The 24,074-nt window shown below is 49.6% G+C and carries 23 protein-coding genes; 17 read left to right on the top strand and 6 right to left on the bottom strand.

Annotated elements, in window-relative coordinates; genetic code table 11:
• Window positions 1–2: 2 nt before the first annotated feature.
• Window positions 3–812, top strand: coding sequence for a bifunctional DNA-formamidopyrimidine glycosylase/DNA-(apurinic or apyrimidinic site) lyase (gene mutM, locus AC4PME_RS16155; RefSeq protein WP_491046631.1), 810 nt, complete (start codon window positions 3–5; stop codon window positions 810–812).
• An 89-nt stretch (window positions 813–901) separates the two neighbouring features.
• On the opposite strand, the gene coaD is transcribed toward mutM, so the two are convergent.
• Both coaD and AC4PME_RS16145 read right to left on the bottom strand, forming a co-directional pair.
• Window positions 902–1,387 carry a pantetheine-phosphate adenylyltransferase gene (gene coaD, locus AC4PME_RS16150; protein ID WP_119499466.1) on the bottom strand — a complete coding sequence of 162 codons (486 nt, stop codon included), beginning with the start codon at window positions 1,385–1,387 and terminating at the stop codon, window positions 902–904.
• Window positions 1,388–1,445: 58 nt separating this feature from the next.
• Window positions 1,446–2,159, bottom strand: coding sequence for a 3-deoxy-D-manno-octulosonic acid kinase (locus AC4PME_RS16145; protein WP_491046630.1), 714 nt, complete (start codon window positions 2,157–2,159; stop codon window positions 1,446–1,448).
• A 93-nt stretch (window positions 2,160–2,252) separates the two neighbouring features.
• Here AC4PME_RS16145 and AC4PME_RS16140 point away from each other — a divergent pair, with 93 nt between their 5' ends.
• The 8 genes from AC4PME_RS16140 to glpG all read left to right on the top strand — a co-directional run bounded on the left by AC4PME_RS16140 (window position 2,253) and on the right by glpG (window position 11,055).
• The gene (locus AC4PME_RS16140) at window positions 2,253–3,254 is read left to right on the top strand and encodes a glycosyltransferase family 9 protein (RefSeq protein ID WP_491046634.1); all 1,002 of its coding nucleotides are present in this window, start codon (window positions 2,253–2,255) and stop codon (window positions 3,252–3,254) included.
• 182 nt (window positions 3,255–3,436) lie between these two features.
• Window positions 3,437–3,844 (top strand): type 2 periplasmic-binding domain-containing protein, encoded by a 408-nt coding sequence (locus tag AC4PME_RS16135; protein WP_119499469.1) that lies wholly within the window; start codon window positions 3,437–3,439, stop codon window positions 3,842–3,844.
• Window positions 3,841–5,022: a hypothetical protein gene (locus tag AC4PME_RS16130; protein WP_232373451.1), complete on the top strand. Its 1,182-nt coding sequence runs from the start codon at window positions 3,841–3,843 to the stop codon at window positions 5,020–5,022. The genes AC4PME_RS16135 and AC4PME_RS16130 overlap by 4 nt, the downstream gene beginning before the upstream one ends.
• A 1-nt stretch (window position 5,023) precedes the next feature.
• Window positions 5,024–7,501 carry a putative bifunctional diguanylate cyclase/phosphodiesterase gene (locus AC4PME_RS16125; protein ID WP_491046629.1) on the top strand — a complete coding sequence of 826 codons (2,478 nt, stop codon included), beginning with the start codon at window positions 5,024–5,026 and terminating at the stop codon, window positions 7,499–7,501.
• 145 nt (window positions 7,502–7,646) lie between these two features.
• Complete coding sequence (locus tag AC4PME_RS16120; protein ID WP_491046628.1) at window positions 7,647–8,840, top strand: glycine C-acetyltransferase; 1,194 nt, start codon at window positions 7,647–7,649, stop codon at window positions 8,838–8,840.
• On the top strand, window positions 8,840–9,862 hold the full coding sequence (tdh, locus tag AC4PME_RS16115) for an L-threonine 3-dehydrogenase (protein WP_119499472.1): 1,023 nt from the start codon (window positions 8,840–8,842) through the stop codon (window positions 9,860–9,862). The genes AC4PME_RS16120 and tdh overlap by 1 nt, the downstream gene beginning before the upstream one ends.
• A 9-nt stretch (window positions 9,863–9,871) precedes the next feature.
• Window positions 9,872–10,183 (top strand): thiosulfate sulfurtransferase GlpE, encoded by a 312-nt coding sequence (glpE, locus tag AC4PME_RS16110; RefSeq protein WP_491046627.1) that lies wholly within the window; start codon window positions 9,872–9,874, stop codon window positions 10,181–10,183.
• Window positions 10,184–10,185: 2 nt separating this feature from the next.
• Window positions 10,186–11,055, top strand: coding sequence for a rhomboid family intramembrane serine protease GlpG (gene glpG / locus AC4PME_RS16105; protein ID WP_474870011.1), 870 nt, complete (start codon window positions 10,186–10,188; stop codon window positions 11,053–11,055).
• On the opposite strand, the gene AC4PME_RS16100 is transcribed toward glpG, so the two are convergent.
• On the bottom strand, window positions 11,046–11,453 hold the full coding sequence (locus AC4PME_RS16100; RefSeq protein WP_491046633.1) for a flagellar basal body-associated protein FliL: 408 nt from the start codon (window positions 11,451–11,453) through the stop codon (window positions 11,046–11,048). The two genes, glpG and AC4PME_RS16100, sit on opposite strands and share 10 nt — an antisense overlap.
• A gap of 171 nt (window positions 11,454–11,624) precedes the next feature.
• Here AC4PME_RS16100 and AC4PME_RS16095 point away from each other — a divergent pair, with 171 nt between their 5' ends.
• Complete coding sequence (locus AC4PME_RS16095; protein ID WP_491046626.1) at window positions 11,625–12,176, top strand: chorismate--pyruvate lyase family protein; 552 nt, start codon at window positions 11,625–11,627, stop codon at window positions 12,174–12,176.
• A gap of 2 nt (window positions 12,177–12,178) precedes the next feature.
• Window positions 12,179–13,060: a 4-hydroxybenzoate octaprenyltransferase gene (gene ubiA, locus AC4PME_RS16090; protein ID WP_491046625.1), complete on the top strand. Its 882-nt coding sequence runs from the start codon at window positions 12,179–12,181 to the stop codon at window positions 13,058–13,060.
• 31 nt (window positions 13,061–13,091) lie between these two features.
• On the opposite strand, the gene ubiK is transcribed toward ubiA, so the two are convergent.
• Window positions 13,092–13,346, bottom strand: coding sequence for a ubiquinone biosynthesis accessory factor UbiK (ubiK, locus tag AC4PME_RS16085; RefSeq protein ID WP_119499477.1), 255 nt, complete (start codon window positions 13,344–13,346; stop codon window positions 13,092–13,094).
• 119 nt (window positions 13,347–13,465) lie between these two features.
• Here ubiK and rep point away from each other — a divergent pair, with 119 nt between their 5' ends.
• A complete protein-coding gene (gene rep / locus AC4PME_RS16080) occupies window positions 13,466–15,481 on the top strand; it encodes a DNA helicase Rep (protein WP_303573167.1) in 2,016 nt (671 codons plus the stop codon).
• A 9-nt stretch (window positions 15,482–15,490) separates the two neighbouring features.
• On the opposite strand, the gene AC4PME_RS16075 is transcribed toward rep, so the two are convergent.
• Both AC4PME_RS16075 and AC4PME_RS16070 read right to left on the bottom strand, forming a co-directional pair.
• Window positions 15,491–18,088 carry a sensor domain-containing phosphodiesterase gene (locus AC4PME_RS16075; RefSeq protein ID WP_491046624.1) on the bottom strand — a complete coding sequence of 866 codons (2,598 nt, stop codon included), beginning with the start codon at window positions 18,086–18,088 and terminating at the stop codon, window positions 15,491–15,493.
• Window positions 18,089–18,269: 181 nt separating this feature from the next.
• Window positions 18,270–18,668, bottom strand: a complete 399-nt coding sequence (locus AC4PME_RS16070; RefSeq protein WP_474844119.1) for a c-type cytochrome — start codon at window positions 18,666–18,668, stop codon at window positions 18,270–18,272.
• A 425-nt stretch (window positions 18,669–19,093) separates the two neighbouring features.
• On the opposite strand from AC4PME_RS16070, the gene AC4PME_RS16065 reads away from it, so the two are divergent.
• The 5 genes from AC4PME_RS16065 to AC4PME_RS16045 all read left to right on the top strand — a co-directional run.
• Window positions 19,094–20,461 (top strand): O-antigen ligase family protein, encoded by a 1,368-nt coding sequence (locus tag AC4PME_RS16065; protein ID WP_119499480.1) that lies wholly within the window; start codon window positions 19,094–19,096, stop codon window positions 20,459–20,461.
• Between the two features lie 20 nt (window positions 20,462–20,481).
• A complete protein-coding gene (locus AC4PME_RS16060; protein WP_161599056.1) occupies window positions 20,482–21,402 on the top strand; it encodes a glycosyltransferase family 2 protein in 921 nt (306 codons plus the stop codon).
• Window positions 21,403–22,344, top strand: coding sequence for a sulfotransferase family protein (locus AC4PME_RS16055; RefSeq protein ID WP_491046623.1), 942 nt, complete (start codon window positions 21,403–21,405; stop codon window positions 22,342–22,344).
• Between the two features lie 23 nt (window positions 22,345–22,367).
• Window positions 22,368–23,372 carry a glycosyltransferase family 4 protein gene (locus AC4PME_RS16050; protein ID WP_491046622.1) on the top strand — a complete coding sequence of 335 codons (1,005 nt, stop codon included), beginning with the start codon at window positions 22,368–22,370 and terminating at the stop codon, window positions 23,370–23,372.
• The coding region (locus AC4PME_RS16045) for an oligosaccharide flippase family protein (RefSeq protein ID WP_491529654.1) at window positions 23,372–24,074 on the top strand (703 nt) is incomplete at its 3' end. The genes AC4PME_RS16050 and AC4PME_RS16045, both read left to right, overlap by 1 nt.

The following is a 24,074-nucleotide window of genomic DNA, read 5'->3' as shown; positions in this document are numbered from 1 at the left end:
CTATGCCTGAATTACCTGAAGTTGAGGTAAGCCGCCTCGGCATTTCGCCCTGGCTGATGAATCAGACAATCAGCAAAATCATTGTTCGTGATAAGCGGCTTCGCTGGCCTGTACCGGATGATATTTTTAAGGCGGAGGGCTGTGAGATCCGTAATATCCGCAGGCGGGCGAAATATTTACTGATAGATACCGGCAACGGAGAGATTGTGATGCATCTGGGTATGTCCGGTAAATTACGTGTGATTGACGCCACGCATCCGCCGGTTAAACATGATCATATCGATATTGTGCTTGAGAGCGGTAAATGCTTACGTTTTAACGATCCCAGGCGCTTCGGAGCCTGTTTATGGCAGCCAACAGGCGAGATGCATAAACTGCTTCTAAAGCTGGGGCCGGAGCCGCTAACAGACGATTTTGACGCGCAACGGCTGGTGGAACTGGCAAAAGGGAAAAAGAGCCCGGTGAAAACCTTCATCATGGATAATGACGTGGTAGTGGGAGTCGGGAATATCTATGCCAATGAAGCGCTGTTTATGTCAGGTATCGACCCGCGCCGGGCAGCTGGTCGTGTCAGCGCAAAACGTTATGCTGTGCTGACAGATGCCATTAAAGAAGTGCTGGCAAAAGCCATTGAACAGGGCGGTACTACACTGAAAGATTTTGCTCAGAGCGACGGTAACCCCGGCTATTTCGCCCAGCATTTAAGTGTCTATGGCCGTGCCGGAAAGGAGTGCGAAGTGTGTGGCAGTGAAATCAAAAGCGTGGTGATTGGACAGCGCAATACCTTCTACTGTCCGGAGTGCCAGAAATAGCTTTCATTGAGAAACACGGCGTAAACCCATCCAACGTGTTCTGACTGCCGCATCTCTGCGGCAGACGGTTCATCACATTTTGCCAGCCATCACTTACCGTGGAAGCGCTGCTTCAGCGCTTCTTCCACGACAGGATGACAAAAGTCAGTCACTTTACCCTTATGCAAAGCCACTTCTTTGACCAGCGTGGATGAGATAAACGAGTTTTCTTCTGCCGGGGTCAGGAACACACTTTCCAGCTTCGGATTCAGGCGGCGGTTCATATTCGCCAGTTGAAATTCGTACTCGAAGTCCGACACCGCCCGCAAACCACGGATGAGTATCGTAGCATTAATCTCATCAGCAAACGCGGCGAGCAGTCCGGTAAAGCCACGCACTTCTACGTTAGGTAAGTCTCTGGTGACTTCACGAATCATCTCCACCCGTTCTTCCAGCGAGAAAAGTGGCTTTTTGCTGGGGTTTGACGCAATAGCCACAATGACATGTGAAAACATTTGGGAAGCACGCTCGATTAAATCTGCATGCCCGTTTGTTATCGGGTCAAAAGTGCCCGGGTAAATGGCTCGTGTGTGCATAGTGTGTCTTCTTTTCTGTAGAGATAACGAAATTACCTGTCTGCGGGCTGAGTTTCAATCACACAGATTGCAAGCCCTCAAGAAAGGCATTCCAGTCGCTTTGCTGCCAGTGAAATCCGGCATGCTTATTTTTTTCTTTAACCAGTGAGCGTAAAAAACGCGCCACGTTTCGGGTTTTCCATTTATCGCCGGCGCGGAAGTCACAGCGATCAAAATCAATGATCCAGATTTCTTCCCGACTATCTATCATCACATTTCTCACATTCAAATCGTGATGGTACACACCGGCACGGTGCATTCTGGCTACGGCAACACCTGTGGCGAACCATCTGTCTTCCGGTAACGGTTGGCGGCATAGCACAGCATGCAGATCCTGACTCTCAGGAATCATTGCGGTAATTAAATCCCCACGGTATACCAGACCACTGCGCTGTACATGTGCGGCCACCGGGCGGGGGACGTTCAAACCCTGGTCACGCATGGCTGACAGCAAACGAAGTTCTTTAAAGGGACGTGTTGCCTCAAGTCCGCCAAACACATACTGGTCGTCAAGCAACTTGCCCGGTAATCCGCCGCGACGATAATGGCGCAGCACAAGCGCATCTCCGTCTACGTCCAGAAATAACGTGGTTCCCCGGCCTTTCGCCTGACCGGTAACTGCACCTTTCTCCTGCCACCATTGCGGGTCAAACCACTGCGGTGTAATTTGCGGATATTCATCTGCGCAGGTCAGGATATGGTGACTGCCTGCTGACACTTGTTTTATCGCCATGCTACATCGTTAATGTGGTAAATTGGTCATTGTAATGAAAATTTCACAGTTTTCAGCTTTAGAGGTGGGTCCTTGAAGAAAAAGATTTGTTTGATGAGGTTGTCTGCTATTGGCGATGTCTGCCATGCGGCGGCGTTAGTCCATCGGATAAAACAACACTGGCCGGATGCAGAGTTAACCTGGGTCATCGGCAAAATTGAATATGAGCTGATGAAAATGTTGCCGGACGTCCGTTTTATCGTGTTCGATAAAAAGCAGGGCAAACAGGCCGTTAATGCCCTGCGCGAAGCCGTCAGCGGAGAATATTTTGATGCATTGCTGATGATGCAGGTGGCATTAAGAGCGAATCTGGCTTCAAGGGTTATCAAGGCCCGTGAGAGGATCGGCTTCGACTGGGCCCGAAGCAAAGAGCTTCACTGGCTGTTTGCCAATAAAAGGGTCAAAGCGAGGCAGCATGCGCATGTTCTGGACGGCTTCATGGATTTCGGCGACGCACTTGGTCTGCCTCCTGCCGGAAAGCCTGAGTGGGATTTACCCTTGCCTGAAAGTGCTTTTGAATTTGCCGAGGAACTGGCAGAAGAATATGGCCGTTATGCGGTAATCAGCCCTGCAGCAAGCAAAGCTGAAAGAAACTGGTTACCTGAGCGCTATGCGGCGGTTGCTGACCACCTGCATGAAAAAGGCATTCCTGTGATACTGTGCGGTGGCCCCGGGCCAGTTGACCGGCAACTTGCCGATGCCATTTTACGTTGCACCAGCCATATCGCCCGCGACCTGGTAGGTAAAACTTCATTGCACGATATGCTGGCCGTGCTTGAGCGGGCATCACTGGTGATCGCACCGGATACCGGCCCTGCACATATGGCAACGATGGCCGGCACTCCGGTTATCGGTTTATACGCCCACTCTAATCCCCGCCGGACCGGCCCGTACAATGATTTACAGCACGTCGTGTCGGTTTACGATGAGTGTATTAAGGAGCAAACCGGCAAATCCTGGGAATCATTGCCCTGGGGAACAAGAGCAAAAGGACCGGACTTGATGTCCCGGATTTCAACAGTCAGTGTCATTCAAATGGTTGACCAGTTGCTGTAGATTTATTGGTCATTTTGTATGAATGTGATTTTCCTCAAAAAAAATCACGCAAAATGGCCAGAACCCTCTACACTGTATATACGCAAAATTCTATCAGACACGTTTCTTTAAGGATGAGGTGTCATTTGCTCATTTTCTTCCGCCAGGACGTTGCGACCAGACAGGGTCTCCCGCTGCTACGGATGCTTGTAGCCTGCATCATTCTGTGTATCACTTTTTCAGCCCATGCTTCTGAAGCGGCAGTGATTCTGAATAAAAATATTCAGCAACATCAACTTACCCGCAGTGAAGTGCGCGATATTTTTTCAGCCCGCAAACAGTACTGGCCCGATGGCACAAAAATTACGGTGTATGTGCTGGAATCAAATTCAGATGCTCACCGGGACTTTTGCCGGCAAGTGCTGAAAATGTTTCCCTATCAGCTGGAAAGGCTGTGGAATCAAATTATTTATTCCGGTCAGGGAGAGCGGCCTAAGACTCTCGCTACTCAAACTGAAGTGCTGGAAGCAGTAGCCAGCACGCCGGGCGCCGTCGGCTATGCGTATCAGGGTACCTGGTCGCAGGACGTCAGGGAGGTTATCGTACCATGAAGTCTTTTCCTGCCATTTTTGTATTTTTCTTTTCTTCACTGGTCGCCCGGCACTGCCTGGCTGAAGATGCGTTCAGCTGGCACGGGTTTCTCTCTCAGGGAATAAGCCAGTCAATCGACAGCGACTTTATCCATGAAGATGATGAAATCAGCTTTGACCTCACTGAGTTGGGAATAAACATGCGCTACGATATGAACGCCTCCCTTGCTGTGGTCGGGCAGGCTGTTTATCTGAATGGCGGCAATCGCTATGAGCGCGGTGCCAGAATTGATTATTTGTTTGTCGACTGGCGTTTACCGGATATGGAAAACTGGACCGCAAATATCAACCTGGGCCGTTTTAAAAGTCCGCACTGGTTATATTCCGCCACCCGGGATGTACCGCAAACCCGTTCTACTATCATTCTGCCGCAGTCCATTTATTTCGATAATTTTCGTGATGTAGCGCTGGGCAGCGATGGAGTGTTACTGCAATTGTACCGCTCCTCTGACGAGGGAAATCTGAAGATAAACTGGAGTTACGGCAGTTCCCCCATGAGCAGCTATCAGACAAAAGCGTTGCTGGGAGAATTTGCACAGGGAGAATTGAAGCAGGACTATGCCCATCAGTTCAGTGTGTTCTGGCAGCCGCCGTCACTGGACTGGCAACTGGGCGCAAGCTGGCTGGATTCCGACTTCACTTACCATCCATCAGCCAATGAAAACCTGTTCGAGGGCGGAAGGACAGTCAGGTTATATACGTTGTCTGCGGTTTACTATGCGGAAAACTGGGAGTTTAATGCAGAACTGCAGCGTAATCACAGTCGTGATTTCGGCGGCTATTCACCTGCCTTCTTTGATGAAAATAAAGGGGAAGGGGGATACGCCCAGATCCGTTACATGCTTAATTCTCAGTTTACTCTGACGCTGGGGTACGACATGTATGTCTCCGACCGCAATGACCGTGATGGTGAAAAGCTTGAAGCGGCAACCGGTGGTGTCATTCCTGCTTATTTTGGCTATGAGAAAACCGCTACGGTAGGCGTTCAGTGGGATCCAAGGCCCAACTGGCGTATCCAGGCCGAACACCACTGGGTAAACGGAGCCGGCCGGCTGACCAGCATTCCCGGCCCTCAGAATACACCAGACACAGCCGAGTACTGGCGAATGTGGGCAGTACAGGTTATGTACTGGTTCTGATATGAAAGTTAAAGTATCGGTTACCACCAAATTACTGAGCATTGTTGTTGCAATGATGCTTACCGTAACAGTCGCTATCGCGGTTATGCTGATTGCGCAGTCGCAAAGCAATATCGAGCAGCAGCACAAAGACTTCCAGCTTAAAAACCAGCGTCAGATGGCATGGATGGACGAATTGTTTACCGTAAGGCTGCTGGTCTGGGTGGAAACATTCTCCCGCTGGGGCCATACCGAAACCTTGTCAGAGCAGGAATTACTTAATGCTTTGAAGGAGTCCGAGGATGCGCTGAATGTCAGCCTGCAAATCAGTGACATGTGGCTGTTCAATGCAGACGGTGAGCTGATAACGGGTAACCGTGAAAAGATGCCCGTGTTCATACCGGAGATGGAACAACATACCCGGGATCAAATTCGCCCGCAGAACCGGTTTGATTGTCGTGAAATGTGTTACCGCTACGTGACCGCGCCCATCATGATAGAAGATCAACAAATCGCGGTGCTGGTGCTCAGTTCCAGCTTCGGTGAACTTCTGGCTGCACTTTCCCAGTTCTCCAGCGCTTATAAAATTGCCATTGTGCGTTACGAAGGATACAGCGCTGACAATATTGATTTAAAAATTGTCAGTCAGCTGTCGAATCAGAATCAACAAATCGTCAATACTGTACTGGCGGCGACACCTTCTGATGCCACCACTGAAGGGATGGTTGAACGGGGCGTGCTGGTCAAACAGGATAAGAAGCGCTTGCTGGTGAGCTTACTGCCTATGTCTGAACAGGATTACTACATTCTGTTTATCCGCGATATTACGGCGGTTGTTGAGTCGGTGAACGCCTACCAGAACATGGTTATCGGTACCGCCATCACACTTTTCTTTCTCTTTACTATTTTGCTGCTGTTACTGATCCACCAATATAAAACCAAGTTGCTTCAGCTGGTGGAGCGGCTCCCGTTACTGGCAGAACACAGGTATCAGGAGTTTTCCCATGGCAGTAGTTTTCGCCGTCAATGGAAAGACAAGCTGTTCCCTGATGAACTCGATTTGCTGGAAGAAACGGCGCATAACCTTGCTGAACGGCTGGAAGAGCAGGATTCAAAGATTGCAGCGTCGAACGCCCAGCTTGAAAACATGGCCATGTTTGATGGCCTGACAGGCCTGCCAAACCGCACAATGATGACCTTTCAGATTGAAAAACACATTGTGAACGCCACCCGTGATCAGGGGCTGGCAGCGGTGTTATTTCTCGACCTGGATGATTTTAAAAAGGTCAATGACAGTCACGGCCATGATGTCGGCGACAAATTAATTCATGCTGCTTCTGAACGTATAGCCAATGCTGTGGGAGAACACGACCTGGTCGGGCGCTTTGGCGGAGATGAGTTTGTTATTTTACTCAGCAAAGTTCGTGATAAAAGCGAAGTGGAAGCGGTGGCGAAATCAGTGATTAACGTGTTTTCGCGGCCTATTCAAGTAGATTCCCTGCCGTTTTACGTTTCTACCAGTATCGGTGTTGCCATCACTAATCAGCCCGAAACAACGGCGATGGAGCTGTTGCGGCATGCTGACATTGCCATGTATGAAGCCAAAGCATTGAAAGGTGCCTCTTTCAAACTTTACGATGCATCGATGAATATTAAGGTCATGCGTAAAGTAGAACTTGAACGGGAAGCCCGTGTAGCGCTCAGAGAGAACCAGTTCAGTCTGGCATTGCAGCCGCAAATCAGTATTGATACTTTCCGGCTGGAGGGTTTTGAAGCACTTATCCGCTGGTATCATCCGGTAAAAGGATATATTTCCCCGGGAGAATTCATTCCCATGCTGGAAAATACGCCGTTTATGCTGGAACTGGATTACTGGGTACTCACCCGTTCTCTGCGTATTCTTAATGAGCTGAATATAAGCGGTTACAGTGAACTGAAAATGGCAATTAATATCTCTGCTGCACAGTTTTCAGATATCACACTGCCCAATTTTCTGGCCCAGCAACTGGCGCTCTATGAACTGGCTCCGGATAAAGTGGAGCTGGAGCTGACAGAAACCGCGCTGGTGTCTGATATGGATTCCGCCATTGATGTGTGCAAAGCCTTGCAGGATATGGGGTGTCTGGTGGCTATCGATGACTTCGGCACCGGTTATTCGTCGTTGAGTTACCTGAAATCCCTGCCTGTAGATTACGTAAAGATCGATCAGTCTTTTATCAGTGGCATGCTGGATAATCCGGAAGATGCCAATATTGTGGAATCTACCATCGCCCTCGTCAGAAGTCTGGGAAGAACCGTGATAGCTGAAGGGGTGGAAACGCCGGAACAACTGGGCAAACTGGGAGAGTTTTACTGTCATCAGGCCCAGGGTTATTTAATCAGCCCGCCCATTCCTGAAGCGCAACTCTGGGAGCGGCTGGAGAAAAACGTCAAAGACGGCTGCTGGCAAAATGTGGATAAACGCAACGCCGGCAGTTCTCAGCATCAGTTTGAGTTTTGATCTCAGAAATAATCCGCAAATGCCGGGCAAAGGTGTGCGAAAAAATTTACACTCCCCGTCTGCAGGTTTGAACCCTTGATACAGCAAGGCTGTACCCATCAATACCCAACCATTAGAATACGTGTTTTCGACGACGGAGAGAAACATGTCACAGTCATTTATCACGCATTTGCGTGAGCAGATAGAAGAAGTAAAACAAGAAGGTCTGTACAAAAATGAGCGGGTTATTACTTCACAGCAGCAAGCTGACATTGCCGTCGACGATGGCAGTGAAGTCATTAACTTTTGCGCGAACAATTATTTAGGTCTGGCCAATCATCCGGATCTGGTATCGGCAGCCAAAGAAGGCCTGGACAGTCATGGATTTGGCATGGCGTCGGTACGCTTTATCTGCGGTACGCAGGATATTCACAAACAACTGGAAGGGAAAATCAGCGATTTTCTGGGTACCGAAGACACCATTTTGTACCCGTCCTGTTTTGATGCCAATGGCGGCTTATTCGAAACTTTACTCGGGCCGGAAGATGCGATCATTTCTGATGCACTGAATCACGCCAGCATCATTGACGGTGTGCGCTTATCCAAAGCAAAACGTTACCGCTATGCGAATAACGATATGGACGCACTCGAAGCGCAACTGAAGCAGGCCGTTGCTGATGGCGCACGGTTTAAAATTATCGCCACCGACGGTGTGTTTTCCATGGACGGCGTTATCGCCAACCTGAAAGGCGTGTGCGATCTTGCAGACAAATACGATGCGATGGTGATGGTTGATGACTGTCACGCTACCGGTTTTCTCGGTGAAAATGGCCGTGGCAGCCACGAATACTGTGACGTAATTGGCCGCGTTGACATCATTACCGGCACGCTGGGTAAAGCCCTTGGCGGAGCATCGGGCGGTTACACCTCCGGCAAGAAAGAAATTGTTGAATGGTTACGTCAGCGCTCACGTCCGTACCTGTTTTCTAATTCCGTTGCGCCTCCCATCGTATCTGCCTCACTGAAAGTGTTCGATATGATGGCTGACGGTCATGCACTGCGTGAGCAACTGTGGAAGAACGCCGTGCATTTCCGTACGCGCATGGAAGACGCGGGCTTTACTCTGGCGGGTAAAGATCACGCCATCATTCCGGTTATGTTAGGTGATGCCCGTCTGGCCAGTGAAATGGCCGAAAAAATGCTGGCGAAAGGTATTTATGTTGTGGGCTTCTCTTATCCCGTCGTACCGAAAGGTCAGGCCCGCATCCGCACACAAATGTCAGCCGGTCACACCATTGAGCATGTAGATAAAGCTGTCGATGCGTTTATCGAAGTGGGTAAAGAGTTAGGAGTTATCTGATGAAGTCACTGGTAAAAGCGCACCGCGAACCCGGGATCTGGATGCAGGACACGGCAGAGCCGGAAGTGGGTCACAACGATCTGCTGATCAAAATCCGTAAAACCGCTATCTGCGGTACCGACATGCATATTTATAACTGGGATGAGTGGTCTCAGAAAACCATCCCTGTACCCATGGTCGTTGGTCATGAGTATGTGGGTGAAGTTGTGGGCATGGGCCAGGAAGTGGCCGGTTTCAAAATTGGTGACAGAGTGTCCGGTGAAGGCCATATCACCTGCGGGCATTGCCGTAACTGCCGTGCCGGGCGTCGTCATCTGTGCCGGAATACCGAAGGGGTTGGTGTTAACCGGGCCGGTGCTTTTGCAGAATATCTGGTGATTCCGGCGTTCAACGCATTCCGCATTCCTGACAATATCAGCGATGATATGGCGTCAATCTTCGACCCGTTCGGTAACGCTGTACATACTGCATTGTCCTTTGATCTGGTCGGTGAAGATGTGCTGATTACCGGTGCCGGTCCTATCGGTATTATGGCTGCGGCAGTCGCGAAGCATGTTGGTGCACGTCATGTGGTGATCACAGACTTAAATCCGTACCGTCTTGAACTGGCCGAAAAAATGGGTGCAACCCGTGCGGTCAACGTGGGTACCACCTCATTAAAAGATGTCATGAACGAACTGGGCATGACCGAAGGCTTCGATGTGGGCCTTGAGATGTCCGGTGTCCCTGCTGCTTTCCGTGACATGTTAGATAAGATGAATAATGGCGGAAAGGTTGCTATGCTGGGGATTCCGCCAACTGATGTGGCGGTAGACTGGAATCAGGTGATTTTCAAAGGCTTAACCATTAAGGGTATTTACGGCCGTGAAATGTTTGAAACCTGGTACAAGATGGCCAGTCTGTTACAAAGTGGTCTGGATATTTCTCCTGTTATTACCCATCAGTACAGTATCGACGATTTTCAGAAAGGGTTCGATACCATGGGGTCGGGGCAGTCCGGAAAAGTTATTCTTAACTGGTAGTTATCAACAATGTCAGCATATCAGCATATCAGCGTACAGGATGCAGCAGCCAGACTCGGCGAGTTTGCGGTTGTCGATATTCGTGATCCGCAATCTTTTGCAACGGGGCACATGCCTGATGCACTTCACCTCAGTAACGACAATTTCGCTGAATTTCTGACAAACACTGCCAAAGACAAACCCGTGCTGGTGGTGTGCTATCACGGCGTCAGCAGCCAGCAGGCGGCTAACGTCATCGCGCAGCAGGGCTACGATTCCGTGTACAGCATGGACGGCGGCTTTGAAGCGTGGAAGCTCTCTCAGGATGTGGTGACAGCATAAACGTGAGTACACCGTTAATTGCTATTACCAATGAAAGTTACGCTCATCTGCTGGCGAATTATCTGACCAGCCAGCAGTTACCTTCTCAGGTTGCAGATTCTGAAAAAGAGGGTGAGTACATTATTGTACTCGCTGATGGCGGAGACATTAGCCGTGCGACTGCAATTTGCGAAGAGTTCATCCGTCAGCCAGGCCATCCTAAATATCAGCAGGCTGCCTGGGAAAACGGTGAGCACGTGGCATTACATCCTTCGAAGTCCGGTAATCTCAGCATCGGCAATTTGTTGTCGTGGGCGAAAACTGCGCCGTTTGCAGCCTCCGTTCTGTTCATCTGTACACTGGTTTATGCCTTATCCTGGCTCGGCTTCTTCGGCACTGTCAGTCAGTACCTGAAAATGCAGCCTGTGGGGCAGTTGCTGCAAACCCATGAGTACTGGCGCCTGATTACCCCTGCATTCATACATTTCTCTGCATTACATTTTATTTTTAATCTGTTGTGGTGGAGTATGCTGGGCGCGCAGATTGAACGCACCTTTGGTTTCTCCATGTTACTGCTGGTTTTTGTGGTCTCCGCGATAGCATCAAATCTCGCGCAGGCTGTGGTAAGTGGTCCTGCCTTCGGCGGTTTGTCCGGTGTGGTTTATGCCGTACTCGGATTCGTATGGTGGATTGGCTGGCTGAGACCATCCTGGGGATTATCTATTCCCAAAGCCATTGTTGGCTTTATGCTGGTGTGGCTGGTACTGGGCTATGCTGATGTGCTGTGGGTGAACATGGCCAACACGGCTCATACTGTCGGCCTCATCAGCGGTTGTTTGATGGCGGCGTTACTGGCACTGGGCTCAGGCCGCCGCAAACCCGCTCAGCTGTGATACAGATACTTGGTAAAGATGACGTCTTTTACAATGCTGGCGCCGGTCTCTTTACGCATGTGATCCTGCAGCGCCTTTAAGATTGCCAGCCGGATGTCTTCCCGTCCGGTGAGCGATTTCACTTTATCTTCCGGTTGCTGACCAAATATCTCGATGGCTGTCGCACGCAATAGTGGCAGGTGATGCTCTGCAATATCGAGTACATCCACACTGTCTATCATCAATTCTACCGTGACCCGCACATAGCCAAGCTTTTTCGCAGAAGGACCAATGTAATTAGTGATGATGTCCGGCTCCAGGCTCAAATACCCGTAGTTCGGAGCATCCTGGGCATGGCTTGAAAAGCTCAGCAGGCTACAAAGTAATGACAACGCAGCGAATACACGAAGAGATAACATTTTCATAGGCTATACAGAATTTCAGTCAGTTAACGCGTTACAAGTATGAGTGTAGTTTAGCAAACGCCGCGAAATAAACACCGCAATATAGGGTATCTTTGCACAGGACTTTGGGCTCAGTGCTATACCAATGCTAAGATAGGACCGTTATCTTCAATGGTGTATTAGTCTTTGGAATTAGATTTAACCTTTCCCGCCGGTCTTGATGTTGCCTGGGAAGCTGCCAGTGCTGCTCAGGCTTTGCCGGTCCGTGCCCGTTCCTGGTTGCTGGACACCGGTTCACTGACCGACCGGATAGAATCCCTTACAGACAAATTTTCTCTGGCACTGGTGGGGGAAGGCAATGCGCCGCTCCATGATGCTGAATTATCTTGTCTCAGTGCTGTGGCGCCACCAGATGGCGACGGTAAATACATTGTTCGTGAAGTCCTGCTGCAGAATGGCGGCACGCCCTGGGTATTCGCCCGCTCGGTAATTCCGCTGGCGCTGATGGAAACTGAATTTAATCAGCTTGGCAGTCAGCCTCTGGGTAAGCGTTTATTTAATGATGACCGCTTCGAACGCGGCGCCTTTGAGTTATGTAAAGTGAATAATTCATCTTTCGCCGGCGATACCGGTGTCACGCTTCTTGGCCGGCGCTCCTGCTTTCATTACCGGCAGCACGCCCTGCTGGTCGCTGAATTGTTCTTACCTGCATCACCTGTTTATCAAACGGAACGTTAAACATGTCACTTGAATTGTCTTTTAGTAACTGGCGGGCGTACATGCAACTGACCCGTATGGACAAACCCATCGGTATTTATTTACTGCTGTGGCCCACTATCTGGGCGCTGGTTATCGCAGCCGGTGGCCTGCCGGATTTGGGGCTCTCGCTTATATTCATCGCCGGCGTGATATTGATGCGTTCTGCCGGCTGTATCATCAACGACTACGCAGACAGAAAAGTAGATGGCAGTGTAAAGCGCACCAATCAGCGTCCGCTGGTGGCGGGCACAGTAACTGAAAAAGAAGCCTTGCAGCTGTTTGCTTTGCTGGTCGGGATCTCGTTTTTACTGGTTTTGCTGCTTAACTGGCAAACCATTGCACTGTCAGTCGTTGCCCTGTTACTTGCTGCCAGTTATCCGTTTATGAAGCGCTACACCCATATGCCGCAAGCTGTGCTGGGTGCGGCATTCGGATGGGGGATCCCCATGGTCTTTGCGGCCACACTGGGGTATGTGCCCGTTGAAGGCTGGCTGCTGTTTATTGCTAATCTGGCATGGACCATCGCTTACGATACTTACTATGCCATGGTCGACCGCGATGATGATTTGATTGTAGGCATTAAATCGTCTGCTATTTTATTTGGTAAAAACGACCGCCTGATCATTGGCTTACTGCAACTGTTCACGTTGGGTGTTCTGGGAAGTATTGCGGTTTCACTGAATTACGGCTGGCCAGTGTACGTGGCGCTGGTGGCCTGTGCCGTTTTATTTGCTATTCAGTCTTACGAAACACGGGATCGCGGGCGGATGGCCTGCTTTAAAGCGTTTCTGGACAATCACTATGTCGGTTTAGTGTTTGCTGTGGGGTTAATGGTCGACAGAATAGGCCTTAACGCATTGTAGCGTTAAGGCACGTGTTGCAACGCCGGAGCACTTAAGCGTCCGGCGTGTTGTCTTCTTCAAGCTTAGCCAGACGGGCTTCCAGGGCTTCCAGTTTTTCACGGGTACGGATCAGTACCTGGCTTTGAATATCAAATTCTTCCCGCGTAACAAGGTCCAGTTTGCTTAACTGGGCCTGCAATACCTGCTTCACCCGTGCCTCGGCTCCTTCGGCCATATTGCGTACCCCGGGTGGTACCGCGTCTGAAATTTGTTTGGCGATTTCTTCGAGTTTTTTCGGATCAAGCATACTATTTCCTTTATAATGCGCGTCATCGCGACTATGTGTTTCGTATTCTAATTAGATGCCGCGCACATGCAATTAAAAAACCGTCATTCTCTCAAACCGTTAGCTCGCTCCTTTTCATTATGAAGTTAAATGATGCACAACAATCTGCTGTGACGTACGTCTCCGGACCTTGTCTGGTACTGGCTGGTGCCGGAAGCGGAAAGACGCGCGTAATCACCAATAAAATAGCTCACCTGGTGAGGGAATGTGATTTGCCGGCGCGGCAAATTGCCGCTGTGACCTTTACCAATAAGGCTGCGCGGGAAATGAAAGAGCGGGTAGGGCAGACTCTTGGCAAGCAGGAGGCCAGAGGCCTGAAAGTGTGTACGTTCCACACCCTGGGCCTGACCATCATCAAGGCTCATGTCAAAGAGCTTGGGCTAAAACCCGGCTTTTCATTATTTGACGATAAAGATTCCACAGCGCTACTGAATGACCTGACCGAAGACACTATCGACGGCGACAAAGATCAACTTCAGTTGCTGCAAAGCTGTATTTCAAACTGGAAGAATGACCTGTTATTACCCGATGCGCTGGCGAAAAAAGCCACCAGTGCCGGTGAACGGGAATTTGCAGAAGCTTACCGCCATTATCAGAATCACCTGCGGGCTTATAACGCGCTGGATTTTGATGATCTTATCCTGCTGCCTACCTTACTGCTTAAAACCAATGAGCAGGTCAGGTTGAAGTGGCAAAGTAAAATCCGCTATTTGCTGGTGGACGAATATCAGGATACCAACACCAGTCAGTATGAACTGGTTAAACTGCTGGTGGGAGAGCGGGCAAGGTTTACTGTGGTAGGTGACGACGACCAGTCGATATATTCCTGGCGTGGTGCGCGCCCGCAGAACCTGCATTTGCTGCAAGAGGATTTCCCGAAACTGAATGTGATAAAGCTGCAACAAAATTACCGGTCTTCAGGCCGGATCCTGCACTGCGCCAACATTCTTATTCAGAACAATCCGCACCTGTTTGATAAAACCCTTTTCTCTGAGATGGGCTACGGTGAACCCTTGCGTGTTCTTTCGGCCAAGAACGAAGAACACGAAGCGGAAAGAGTCGTCGCCGAACTGATTGCGCATAAGTTTATGAACCGCACCCAGTACAAGGACTACGCGATTTTGTACCGTGGTAATCACCAGAGCCGTCTGTTCGAAAAGCTGCTGATGAGCAACCGTATTCCGTACCGTATCAACGGTGGCATGTCGTTCTTCGGCAGAACTGAAGTAAAAGACATCATGGCCTATCTGCGTTTGCTGGTAAATCAGGATGACGATAACGCCTTCCTGCGTGTTGTTAACACACCGAACCGGGGAATTGGCCGTGCAACTCTTGAGAAGCTGGGAAATTTCGCTAATCAGGTCGGTATTTCGCTATTTGCTGCTACCACACACTCAGGCCTTTCCGGCGTATTAGGTGAATCGGCTTATCAGCGTGTTGCCGGGTTTGGACGGTGGGTGGTGGAAACCTCAGACAACGTTGTGCGCGGCGACAGCAAAGCGGTATTAAGGGATATGATCCGCTCCATGCAGTACGAAGAGTTTCTGTATGAGCACAGCCCCAGTCCCAAAGCGGCTGAAATGGCCATGGCGAACGTCAGTACCCTGTTTGGCTGGGTGACTGATATGCTGGAAGGGTCTGATTTAGATACACCGATGACCATGCAGGAAGTGGTGAACCGCCTTATTTTGCGCGACATGATGGAGCGGGGCGAGGAAGACGGCGAAGCCGACCAGGTGCAGCTGATGACATTGCACGCCTCAAAAGGTCTGGAGTTTCCGGTTGTGTTTCTGGTGGGAATGGAAGAAGGCTTACTGCCTCACCAGAGCAGTATTGATGAAGATAACGTGGAAGAAGAACGGCGTCTGGCTTATGTAGGGATCACCCGTGCCCAGCGTGAACTTATCTTCAGTCTGGCGAAAGAGCGCAGACAGTTCGGTGAAGTTATCAACCCTGAACCCAGCCGCTTCCTCTACGAACTGCCTGTAGATGATGTTGTGTGGGAAGAAAAGAAAGTGAAACCCTCAGCAGAGCAGCGCAAAAAGACCAACGAAGCCGGACTCGCCAGCTTAAAAGCCATGTTAGGGAAGAATTAAAGCGCGTTGTTACGCGCGTTTCTGTCTTGCCACCGGTTCCGGAGTTGAAAGTATTTTGCCCTGGGCATAGTGACAATCAATTTCATTTAAGGCTTTAAGCTGGGCTCTGGCGTCGACGCCTTCAGCGATAACGTCGAATTTCAGATGTTCTGAAATCAGCATAACCGACTGGATCAGCTTCAGGTTCCGTTGTGAGCGGGGAAGTGATTTCACGAATCTGTGGTCAATTTTGATGTAGTCGAAAGGGTAGGCAAACAGGTAGCTCAATGATGCCAGACCACTACCAAAGTTATCCAGCACCAGGGTGATGCCGGCCCGTTTCAGTTTCTTAATCGCAGGCAGGATAAACTGGGAACGCCGGTTTAAATCGTTTTCATCAAACTCAAACACCAGCCGTTCAGGGGATACCTTGTATTCTTCTACTAACTGCAGAATTTTTGTGACCAGTGATGCCTGAAGCAGATGATTAATCGATACATTCACTGCAATCTTTTCGATGCCGGCAGGTGCTTCCGTTTCATTGTTTAGCAATTCACAGGCTTTACGGAGCTGGAATAAATCAAGGTCGAGTGTCAGGCCGCTTTGCTCTGCCACTTCCCGGAAATGCTTACGGTTAACTTTACCGTGTCTTGAATGTTCCCAACGCACGTAAAGTTCATGATAAAACGCGCTGTCGTTCCGCAAATCCATCACCGGTTGCAGATAACAGTCGAACTCCTCCTGACGCAGAGCAAGACGGAACTCGTTTTCCAGCTCAAGTTCCTCAATCAGGCGGTCGCGCATGGATTTATCGAACATCACAAAACGGCCGCGTCCCAGCGTTTTGGCCTGGTACATAGCTGCATCTGCATCCCGCAGCACTTCATCAGCGGCGCGGTAGTATGACTCAAGATGAGCTATTCCCACGCTTGCGCCGGAATACATCTCCTTGCCATCAAGAAGGAAAGGTTTAGAAATCGCATCAATGATACGGGTTGCGACGTCTTCAGCAGCGGCAGCATCTTCAAAGTTATCCAGCAATACCACAAATTCATCACCGCCAAGGCGGGCAAGCAGATCGTGTCCGCGGATACACAAAGCAATACGGCGGCTGACTTCGATAAGGAACTCATCGCCGGCATGATGCCCGAGGGTATCATTAATGGTTTTGAAGCGATCTAAGTCGATAAACAGTACTGCAAACAGGTTTTCCGGGTAGCGCTGCTTGTTGGCAACAGCCAGCTCAAGCCGGCTGGTGAACATCGTGCGGTTAGGTAAATCGGTGAGACTGTCATGATGCGCGTCATGGATCAGTTTAAGTTCTATTTCTTTTCGTTCTTCAATCTGCTGTTTCAGGAAGGAGTTGATCTTATCAAGTTCCCGGGTACGTTCTCTGACCTTTTCCTCAAGCAGTGCATTGTATTGCTGAATCGCGTCGGTATTCCGCTTTCTGCCTATTGCTGCTGCTATGTGGTGGGAGACAAAGCGCAGCAGTTCGAGATCTTTAGCCGTGTATTTAGCCAGCTTACCGTAGGTCTGAATGCCTATAACGCCGGAAATCTTTCCGTCTACCACTAACGGGGAACCAAGCCAGGAGTTCGCACTTTTCAGCATTCGCTGGGCAGCTGCCACATCCAGTTCGCCTGCCTGAGTCAGTTCCAGGACCCGTGGCGGGTTGATAAGCTCCGTCTGGCCTGTACGTAAAACGAATTCCGATAAGCCCAGTCCCAGCGGCCGGCGTTCAATAGTATCTTCGGTGGTATCGCTGAAGTAGGGGAAGTCGAGGTATTCTCCGGTTTCATCCAGCGTGGCAATGTAACAGTTAGGAGCAGTGATCAGGCGGGCCAGTATTTTGTGTATGCTGGCGTAGAAGGCATCCATGTCGCCTTCCAGGTTCGCCGACAACTCTGAAATTTCATACAACGCCTGTTGCAGGGTCTCTATTTTCTGGCGCTCAAGAATTTCTTCCTGTAACTCATCATTGATTTTACGAAGTTGCCGCGTTCTGTCCCGGATTGTGCGCTCAGTGAGCTCGCGGCTTTTTACCCGGTCTACCGCATTCACAATGTGCTGGGAGACAAACAACAACACTTCCAGATCTTCATCTGTATAGAACATTGTGTCGTCGTAAGTTTGCACCACCATTGCGCCAATAACCTGAGAGCCACGCTTGAGTGGTACACCGAGAAACTGGTGAGGAACAGCACCGACAATGCTCACTCCGGTTTCACGGGTGAAGGCTTCCTGATTATCTTTTTCAAGGAATACATGACGGCCGGTACGCAGAATGTGGCCGGTGATCCCGTCCATCAACGATTCTGCCGGGATTTGTCTGATAGTCTGCTCGTCGAATTCATCGACAAAATAAACGAAGTTAACGAGGTTGGCGTCTTTTTCGTAGAAGGCAACGAAGAAATTATCCGCATTCATGAAGTCACCAATGATTTCATGGATAGCCGGATAGAGGCGGTTTAGATTGCTGACGGAACTTGCCAGTTCGGCAATATCGAAAAGCGCTTTCTGTACTCGCTCAGACCGTTTGTACTTGTCCGTAAGTTGTTGCAGCTGCGGTATGAGTTCGCGAAGCTCTTCCTCTGACAACTCGTACTGCGTTGACTCTGAAGACATCCTGATAAGCCGGTTATTATTCTGTTTAGTGCCCGCTAATAAATTAACCGATTTGTATGAAAAATGCTACTTATTGACGTTAATCTGAGGGAATTTGTCAGGAACTGGCGGGGAAGTGTATGAAGATTAATACCCTGCAGCCAAAAAGCTTATTATGAGTGCAGGGTAAAGTATTTGTTAATTAAATGCCTTCGATCATGAACTCGATGGCTGCTTTAATCTCGTCATCACTACAATTGGCACAGGTACCTTTGGGTGGCATAGCGTTAATGCCATTCAAAGCATTTTGCCATACGCCGTCCAGCCCACGCTCATCCAGGCGGGGTTGCCAGTCTGCAGCATTGTGCAAACGCGGCGCGCCTAAAACACCTGAACCATGGCAGGCTACACACGCGCCATTGTATACATCCTCACCGGAACGGGCGGCAGATGCGCCGGCGCCTGCAGCCGCTGCACCTGCGATGTTCAGTTCACCGTAAGGCTTTGTTCTTTCTTTTATTGCTTCGTCTGTCATTTCCTGTGCATGGGCGGTGGTGAGCCCCAAAGCAACAGTCATCGCTATCAATGCTTTTACTTTCACATCTGTCTCCGGCAACGGTCTTATTAGCAGTAATTGCCTGATTATAGCGGTTAAAAAGTCCCCGACAACATTTTGGTCACAAATACCTGGAAAAAGTGGGTGAAATATTCTTTAACCTGATTTCGGTCATGAAAACGCCAGATTCATGAAGACGTTAGCCGAAGCTTTAGGGTTTTGAGTACGTCGTGCGTGTCCGGATGAAATAATTCCGATCCTTTAAGCGAAGATATCGTAATGCATACGGTGGTGCGAATGCGTTACCGCCGAGTTAGTTGAATACCGCTTGAATACTGTTTATTCTGCGTGTTTTAAGCGCGAAATGTTGTATAACCCGGTACGGAAGTTATGAATTATTGGATGAATGGCACGGATGCTGAAAGTGGGCACACTTTACGGGGCAGATGTTCGTCACAAGGTGTGAACCGATGAACGAACAGCAGGCCATACCCAAAGCGCCCTCCGCGCATAAATTAAAGCCGCTTAACGATGCGGCAACCTCGCCGTTTGGTTTCTTTTTGTTGTGTTTATACACGGCGCTGGTTTTTATTCGTCCTCACGAATGGCCGTTCTGGGAAGTTGAATTCCCGATCCTGCGTACCATTCTGATCTCCACATTCGTTGCTTATCTGCTTTTCCTGAGACCGAAAATATGGGATATCCAGTGTACTTTGCTGGTGTTGCTGCTGTTTTCCATGGTGTTGTCTGAATTCCGCGCCGGGCGGTTCTTAAGTGATCTCACGCCGGTAATTGACTGGGTAAACTCCAACGTTATTCCATTCATTCTGTATCTTGGCTTTCTGGTGTCATTGAAGCGGCAACGCATTATCATGCTGATATCGCTTGTGGCGTGTCTTGTGATGGTTCATCAGGCATGGAGCCAGCTTGCAGATCCTCTGGGACAGGGCTGGGCGGAAAGCGCCATTTACCGGTACGACAGTGCTAACGAAATTCAGCAGGTTCGTTATATCGGTATCTTTAACGATCCCAACGACATGGGGATGTTCCTGGTCATGAACATTCCTTTTGCTGCTTACTTTCTGGTGACGGCTAAAGGCAAACTGGCCAAGCTGGCATCCTTAAGTGTGTTTGCGCTGTTACTGCTCGGGGTTTACTGGACCGGAAGCCGCGGCTCCATGATTGGCGCGTTTGCTGTTTTCTTTGCTTTCTTCTATATCCGCTTCGGCAAGGTAAAAGCTATGCTGGTGGCCGCAATGGGCGTGCCTGCCGGATTTATTGCTTTGATGTCTTTCCGGTCAATTGACGATAAAGACGCCAGTGCCATGGACCGTCTGACTGCCTGGTACGAAGGGATCCAGATGGTTAAATACCGGCCTCTGTTTGGGTTTGGTAAAAACCGCTTTCTGGAGTATCACCCCAAGGTTGCTCATAACTCATTTGTAACCATCATGTCCGAGCTTGGCATCATCGGGTATACGCTGTGGATGGCGTTTTTCATCTTCATCTTTTACATGCTGTTCCGTATCCGCAGAATGCCGGATATTCCGGGTGAAGCCGGAGACAGCCTGCGCCAGGAGAAAACGCTGAGCCTGTACATGGCGGTGTCAATTATCGGCTTTGCTGTAACGGCATTCTTCATCAGCCGCAGCTATGCCATGTTCTTCTACATTTTTGCGGCAATCGTGTCGGCGTCTTTCTACCGCTTGCGTAATAAATATCCGAAGTTGCCGCTGGCGTTACAGGGTAAAGATATTGCGCGGGGTATCGGATACAGTGTTGTCAGTTTGATTCTGTTGTACCTGCTGCTGAAAAGCTTGCTGTCGTACTTCTACTAAAGCATTCAGGGAGAGGTAAATTGAGTACTTTGAAAGCCAGTGTCATTGTTGCCGTATACAACGGTGAGAAAACGTTGGGCTTAACCATAGACAGCCTGCTGGCACAAACGTATCCCAACCTGGAAATACTGCTTATTGATGACGGCTCTACCGACGGCTCAAAAGCACTGATCGAAACCTATCTGCACGATCCGCGGGTGAAATATCACGCTAAACAGAACGGTGGTGTTGCCTCTGCACGTAATTACGGTATCAGCGTGGCCGAAGGGGATGTGATTGGTTTTTGCGACCAGGATGACCAATGGAAACCTGAAAAGCTGGAGTACCAACTGCCGGCCTTTGATAATCCGGAAACAGGTCTGGTTTACAGCTGGGTAGAAGTGAGAAAACACGGCGAAGTGTCGGTCAGTAAGCCGGAATTCGAAGGACAGTGTTTTGAAGCGTTACTGAAACGGAATTTCATTTCCTGCTGTACCGCCATGGCCCGTAAATCACTGTTTCTTGAAATTGGTGGCTTCGATGAAAGCCGCGAATTGCATGGTGTGGATGACCGCCACGTGTGGCTGCGTATGGCACGTGTTTCTAATCTTGCCGTAATAAAGCGTCCTCTCGCTATTTATTTCATTCACGGAGAAAATTATTCTCTGAATGAAAAGAAAATGCTGATCGCTGATCTGGTTTGTGTGCGTAAAATTGCAGCTATGGACGGTGTTAGTGCGCAGGAAAAAGCACTGTGTAAACAAGCCGAGTACGGCATTTATCTGCACTATGCCAATAATTTGTTATATCAGAATCACCCGCAGGATGCCGGTCACTGTTATCTGAATGCCTGGAAAGTAAAACCCGGGCAGGTGAAATACCTCATTTCCGGGCTGTTGTTATCTGTTACGCCGCCGCCTTTGCTGCGCACCCTGAAATCATTCCGTAAGAGAGTTGTATAAATGGAACAGAAAGCCGTTATTGTGATCGGAATGCACCGCAGCGGTACTTCCGCTGTCTCCGGTATGCTTGCCGAACTCGGTGTTTTCATGGGCAGTGCTTTGTTTGCGCCACAAAAAGGGGTAAACGAGAAAGGGTTTTACGAGAACTCGTATCTGGTCAACATGAACGAAAAGCTTCTTGATGAGGCCTTATGGTCATGGGACGATCCTCTTGCACAGAACATGTACACCGCGCCACCGGAAAACGGTAGTCATTTGCTTGATGAAGCGGTAAAGGTGCTTGAAAGCGATTACGGCAAACAATCATGCTGGGGAATGAAAGATCCCCGTACCACGTTACTGCTGCCTTTCTGGCAACAGGTGTTCGATAAAATGGCGTTGTCACCGTTTTATCTGCTGATGGTGCGCTCTCCCTTTGAAGTATACGGCTCGCTGAAAAAGCGTGACGGCTTCTCTGCCGATAAATCATTAATGTTATGGCTAAACTATACTCTCACCGGCTACTTCTGCAGCCAGGGAAAGCCTCGCTATATCTTAAGCTATCACACGTTACTGGAGCGCCCTGAGGAGATGGCAAAGGCCGTATCTGATGCTGCCGGACTCAACATCGATGTGGATGCGCTGAAACTGGGTTTTGTTGACAAGAAAATGCGTAATCAGAAAAGCGTTAACGTACCTGAAGGTGAACTGTCTGATATTGCTTCGCAGGTGTATAACGCACTTACTGCACCGGAAACAGATCATGATAAACTGGTCGCACTCAGTGCGCGGTATCAGGCGTATCTGGACAATTTGTCCCCCGTGCTGGTGGAACATTTGTTATCGCTGAAGAAAGAAGAAGTGTACTTCCGCCGTCATTTTCTTGAAGCCTACGAATCACTGTGGTGGAAAGTCAGCTGGCCGCTTAAAAAGCTGGAACAGTTCGTTAAAAGCAAAAAGTAAGATTTTAAAAGGTAAAGTAGTAAATGTTCACAGTGGGCGTGTACCGGCCGCAGACGCTGCCGGAAAGCTTTAATGTCTGTATCGACAACATCGTGCAGTATTTGCCGGAGCTCGGTGCGTCTTACTTTTGTTCCGGTGATCCTGCGCAGTTATCCGCTGCTGATGTTATCTGGGATCCCCGCGCAGGAGGTGGTCATGCACCGCCGAAATGGCTGACGCTGCTGGAAAAGCCGCTAATCATTACTCTGCACGGTGTGGGCCCGCTGGTATTTCCGGAACATTACAGTGAAGGTTTGCGTCACCGCTTTGAAATCTATAAAAGTAACCGTCGTAAGAAAAAAGCGTGGAAAGCGGCGTCCGGTCGCTACAGCCGCATTGTTACCGTGTCAGAATTTTCTAAAAAGGTAATAAAAGACACCCTGAATATTCCGTCAGATAAAATCGACGTTATTCTCAACGGCGTGGATTTATCGGTATTTACGCCGCCTGAGAACCCCGCTGAAAATACTGCGCCTTACTTTCTGCATGTGTCCAACGACGAGTCCCGCAAGAACGTTGACCGTATTATTAAAGCGTACGAAAAAATCAAAGCAGACAACAAGTGGCCGCTAATTTTAAAGCTGGCCGGTGACCGTACCTGCGATGTACCCGGGGTTAAAATTATCAATAAGCGCTTGTCGGCAGAAGAGCTGGTTGCGCTGTATGCCGGTGCCGGCGCATTTGTCTTCCCGTCTGTTTACGAAGGCTTCGGGATCCCGATTATTGAAGCGATGGCCATGCGCTGCCCGGTGATCACTTCATCAGGTACCGCCTGTGAAGAGGTTGCCGCCAGTTACGCAACGCTGGTCGATCCGGCATCTGTTTCTGCTCTGTCGTCAGCGATGGAATCACTGATGCTGAATCCTGTTTCAGAGCAGGCGATTGAAGCTGCTGTCAAACATGCCGGCTCTTTCAGTTGGAAAGAGACAGCTGAACAATATTACCGCGTTTTTCTTCAATCCGCCGGTGAAGGGAAAGCGTCTAAATAATGAAAAACATTGTTCTGCATTCACTGAAGTGGGTGGCTATCGGTAAAATCCTCGGACAGAGTGTGCGCTGGCTTACCACCATCTTCACCCTGCGTTTCCTGTTTCCGGAAGATTACGCTGTTATCGCTTTATCGTCGTTCTTTACATCACTGCTGTGGGCGTTCAGTAAAAACGGTATTGCTGCTGCGCTTATCCGGGAAAAAGACGTCGATGATGACATTCTCGGACAGTTTTATACACTGACCATTATCGCCCACACCTCACTGTTTCTGTTACTTCAGCTACTGGCGCCGGTTCTTGCCGGTGTGTACGACGATCCCAGGCTGGAAGATGTCATCCGCGTGTCATCCCTCACTTTCCTGATTTCCCTGATAGGTTTCATGTCGGGCACCATGCTCAACAAGGAGATGCGCTTCAAGAAGTTGTCGATGGTCGATGCAGCGTCAGAGTCTGTCGGCGCGCTTTCCACTGTATTTATGGCATGGTACGGGCTGGGTTACTGGTCAATCGTGTTTGGTGTTCTGGCGATGGAAACGGTGCGGCAAACCGGTTATCTCATCCGTGCCGGTAAATGGGTACGGCCCGGCAAACTTACATCCAAAATCAAAGGGATCCTCGATTTCTCATGGAAAGCGGCACTACAGGCCACCGTGGGTTACAGCATCTTCAATCTCGATATTGCCATCGCCGGTTTGTATTTAA

Source organism: Alteromonas sp. (assembly GCF_984505615.1).
The sequence above is the reverse complement of the archived record's forward strand: the minus strand, read 5'-3'. Positions and strand labels throughout refer to the sequence as shown.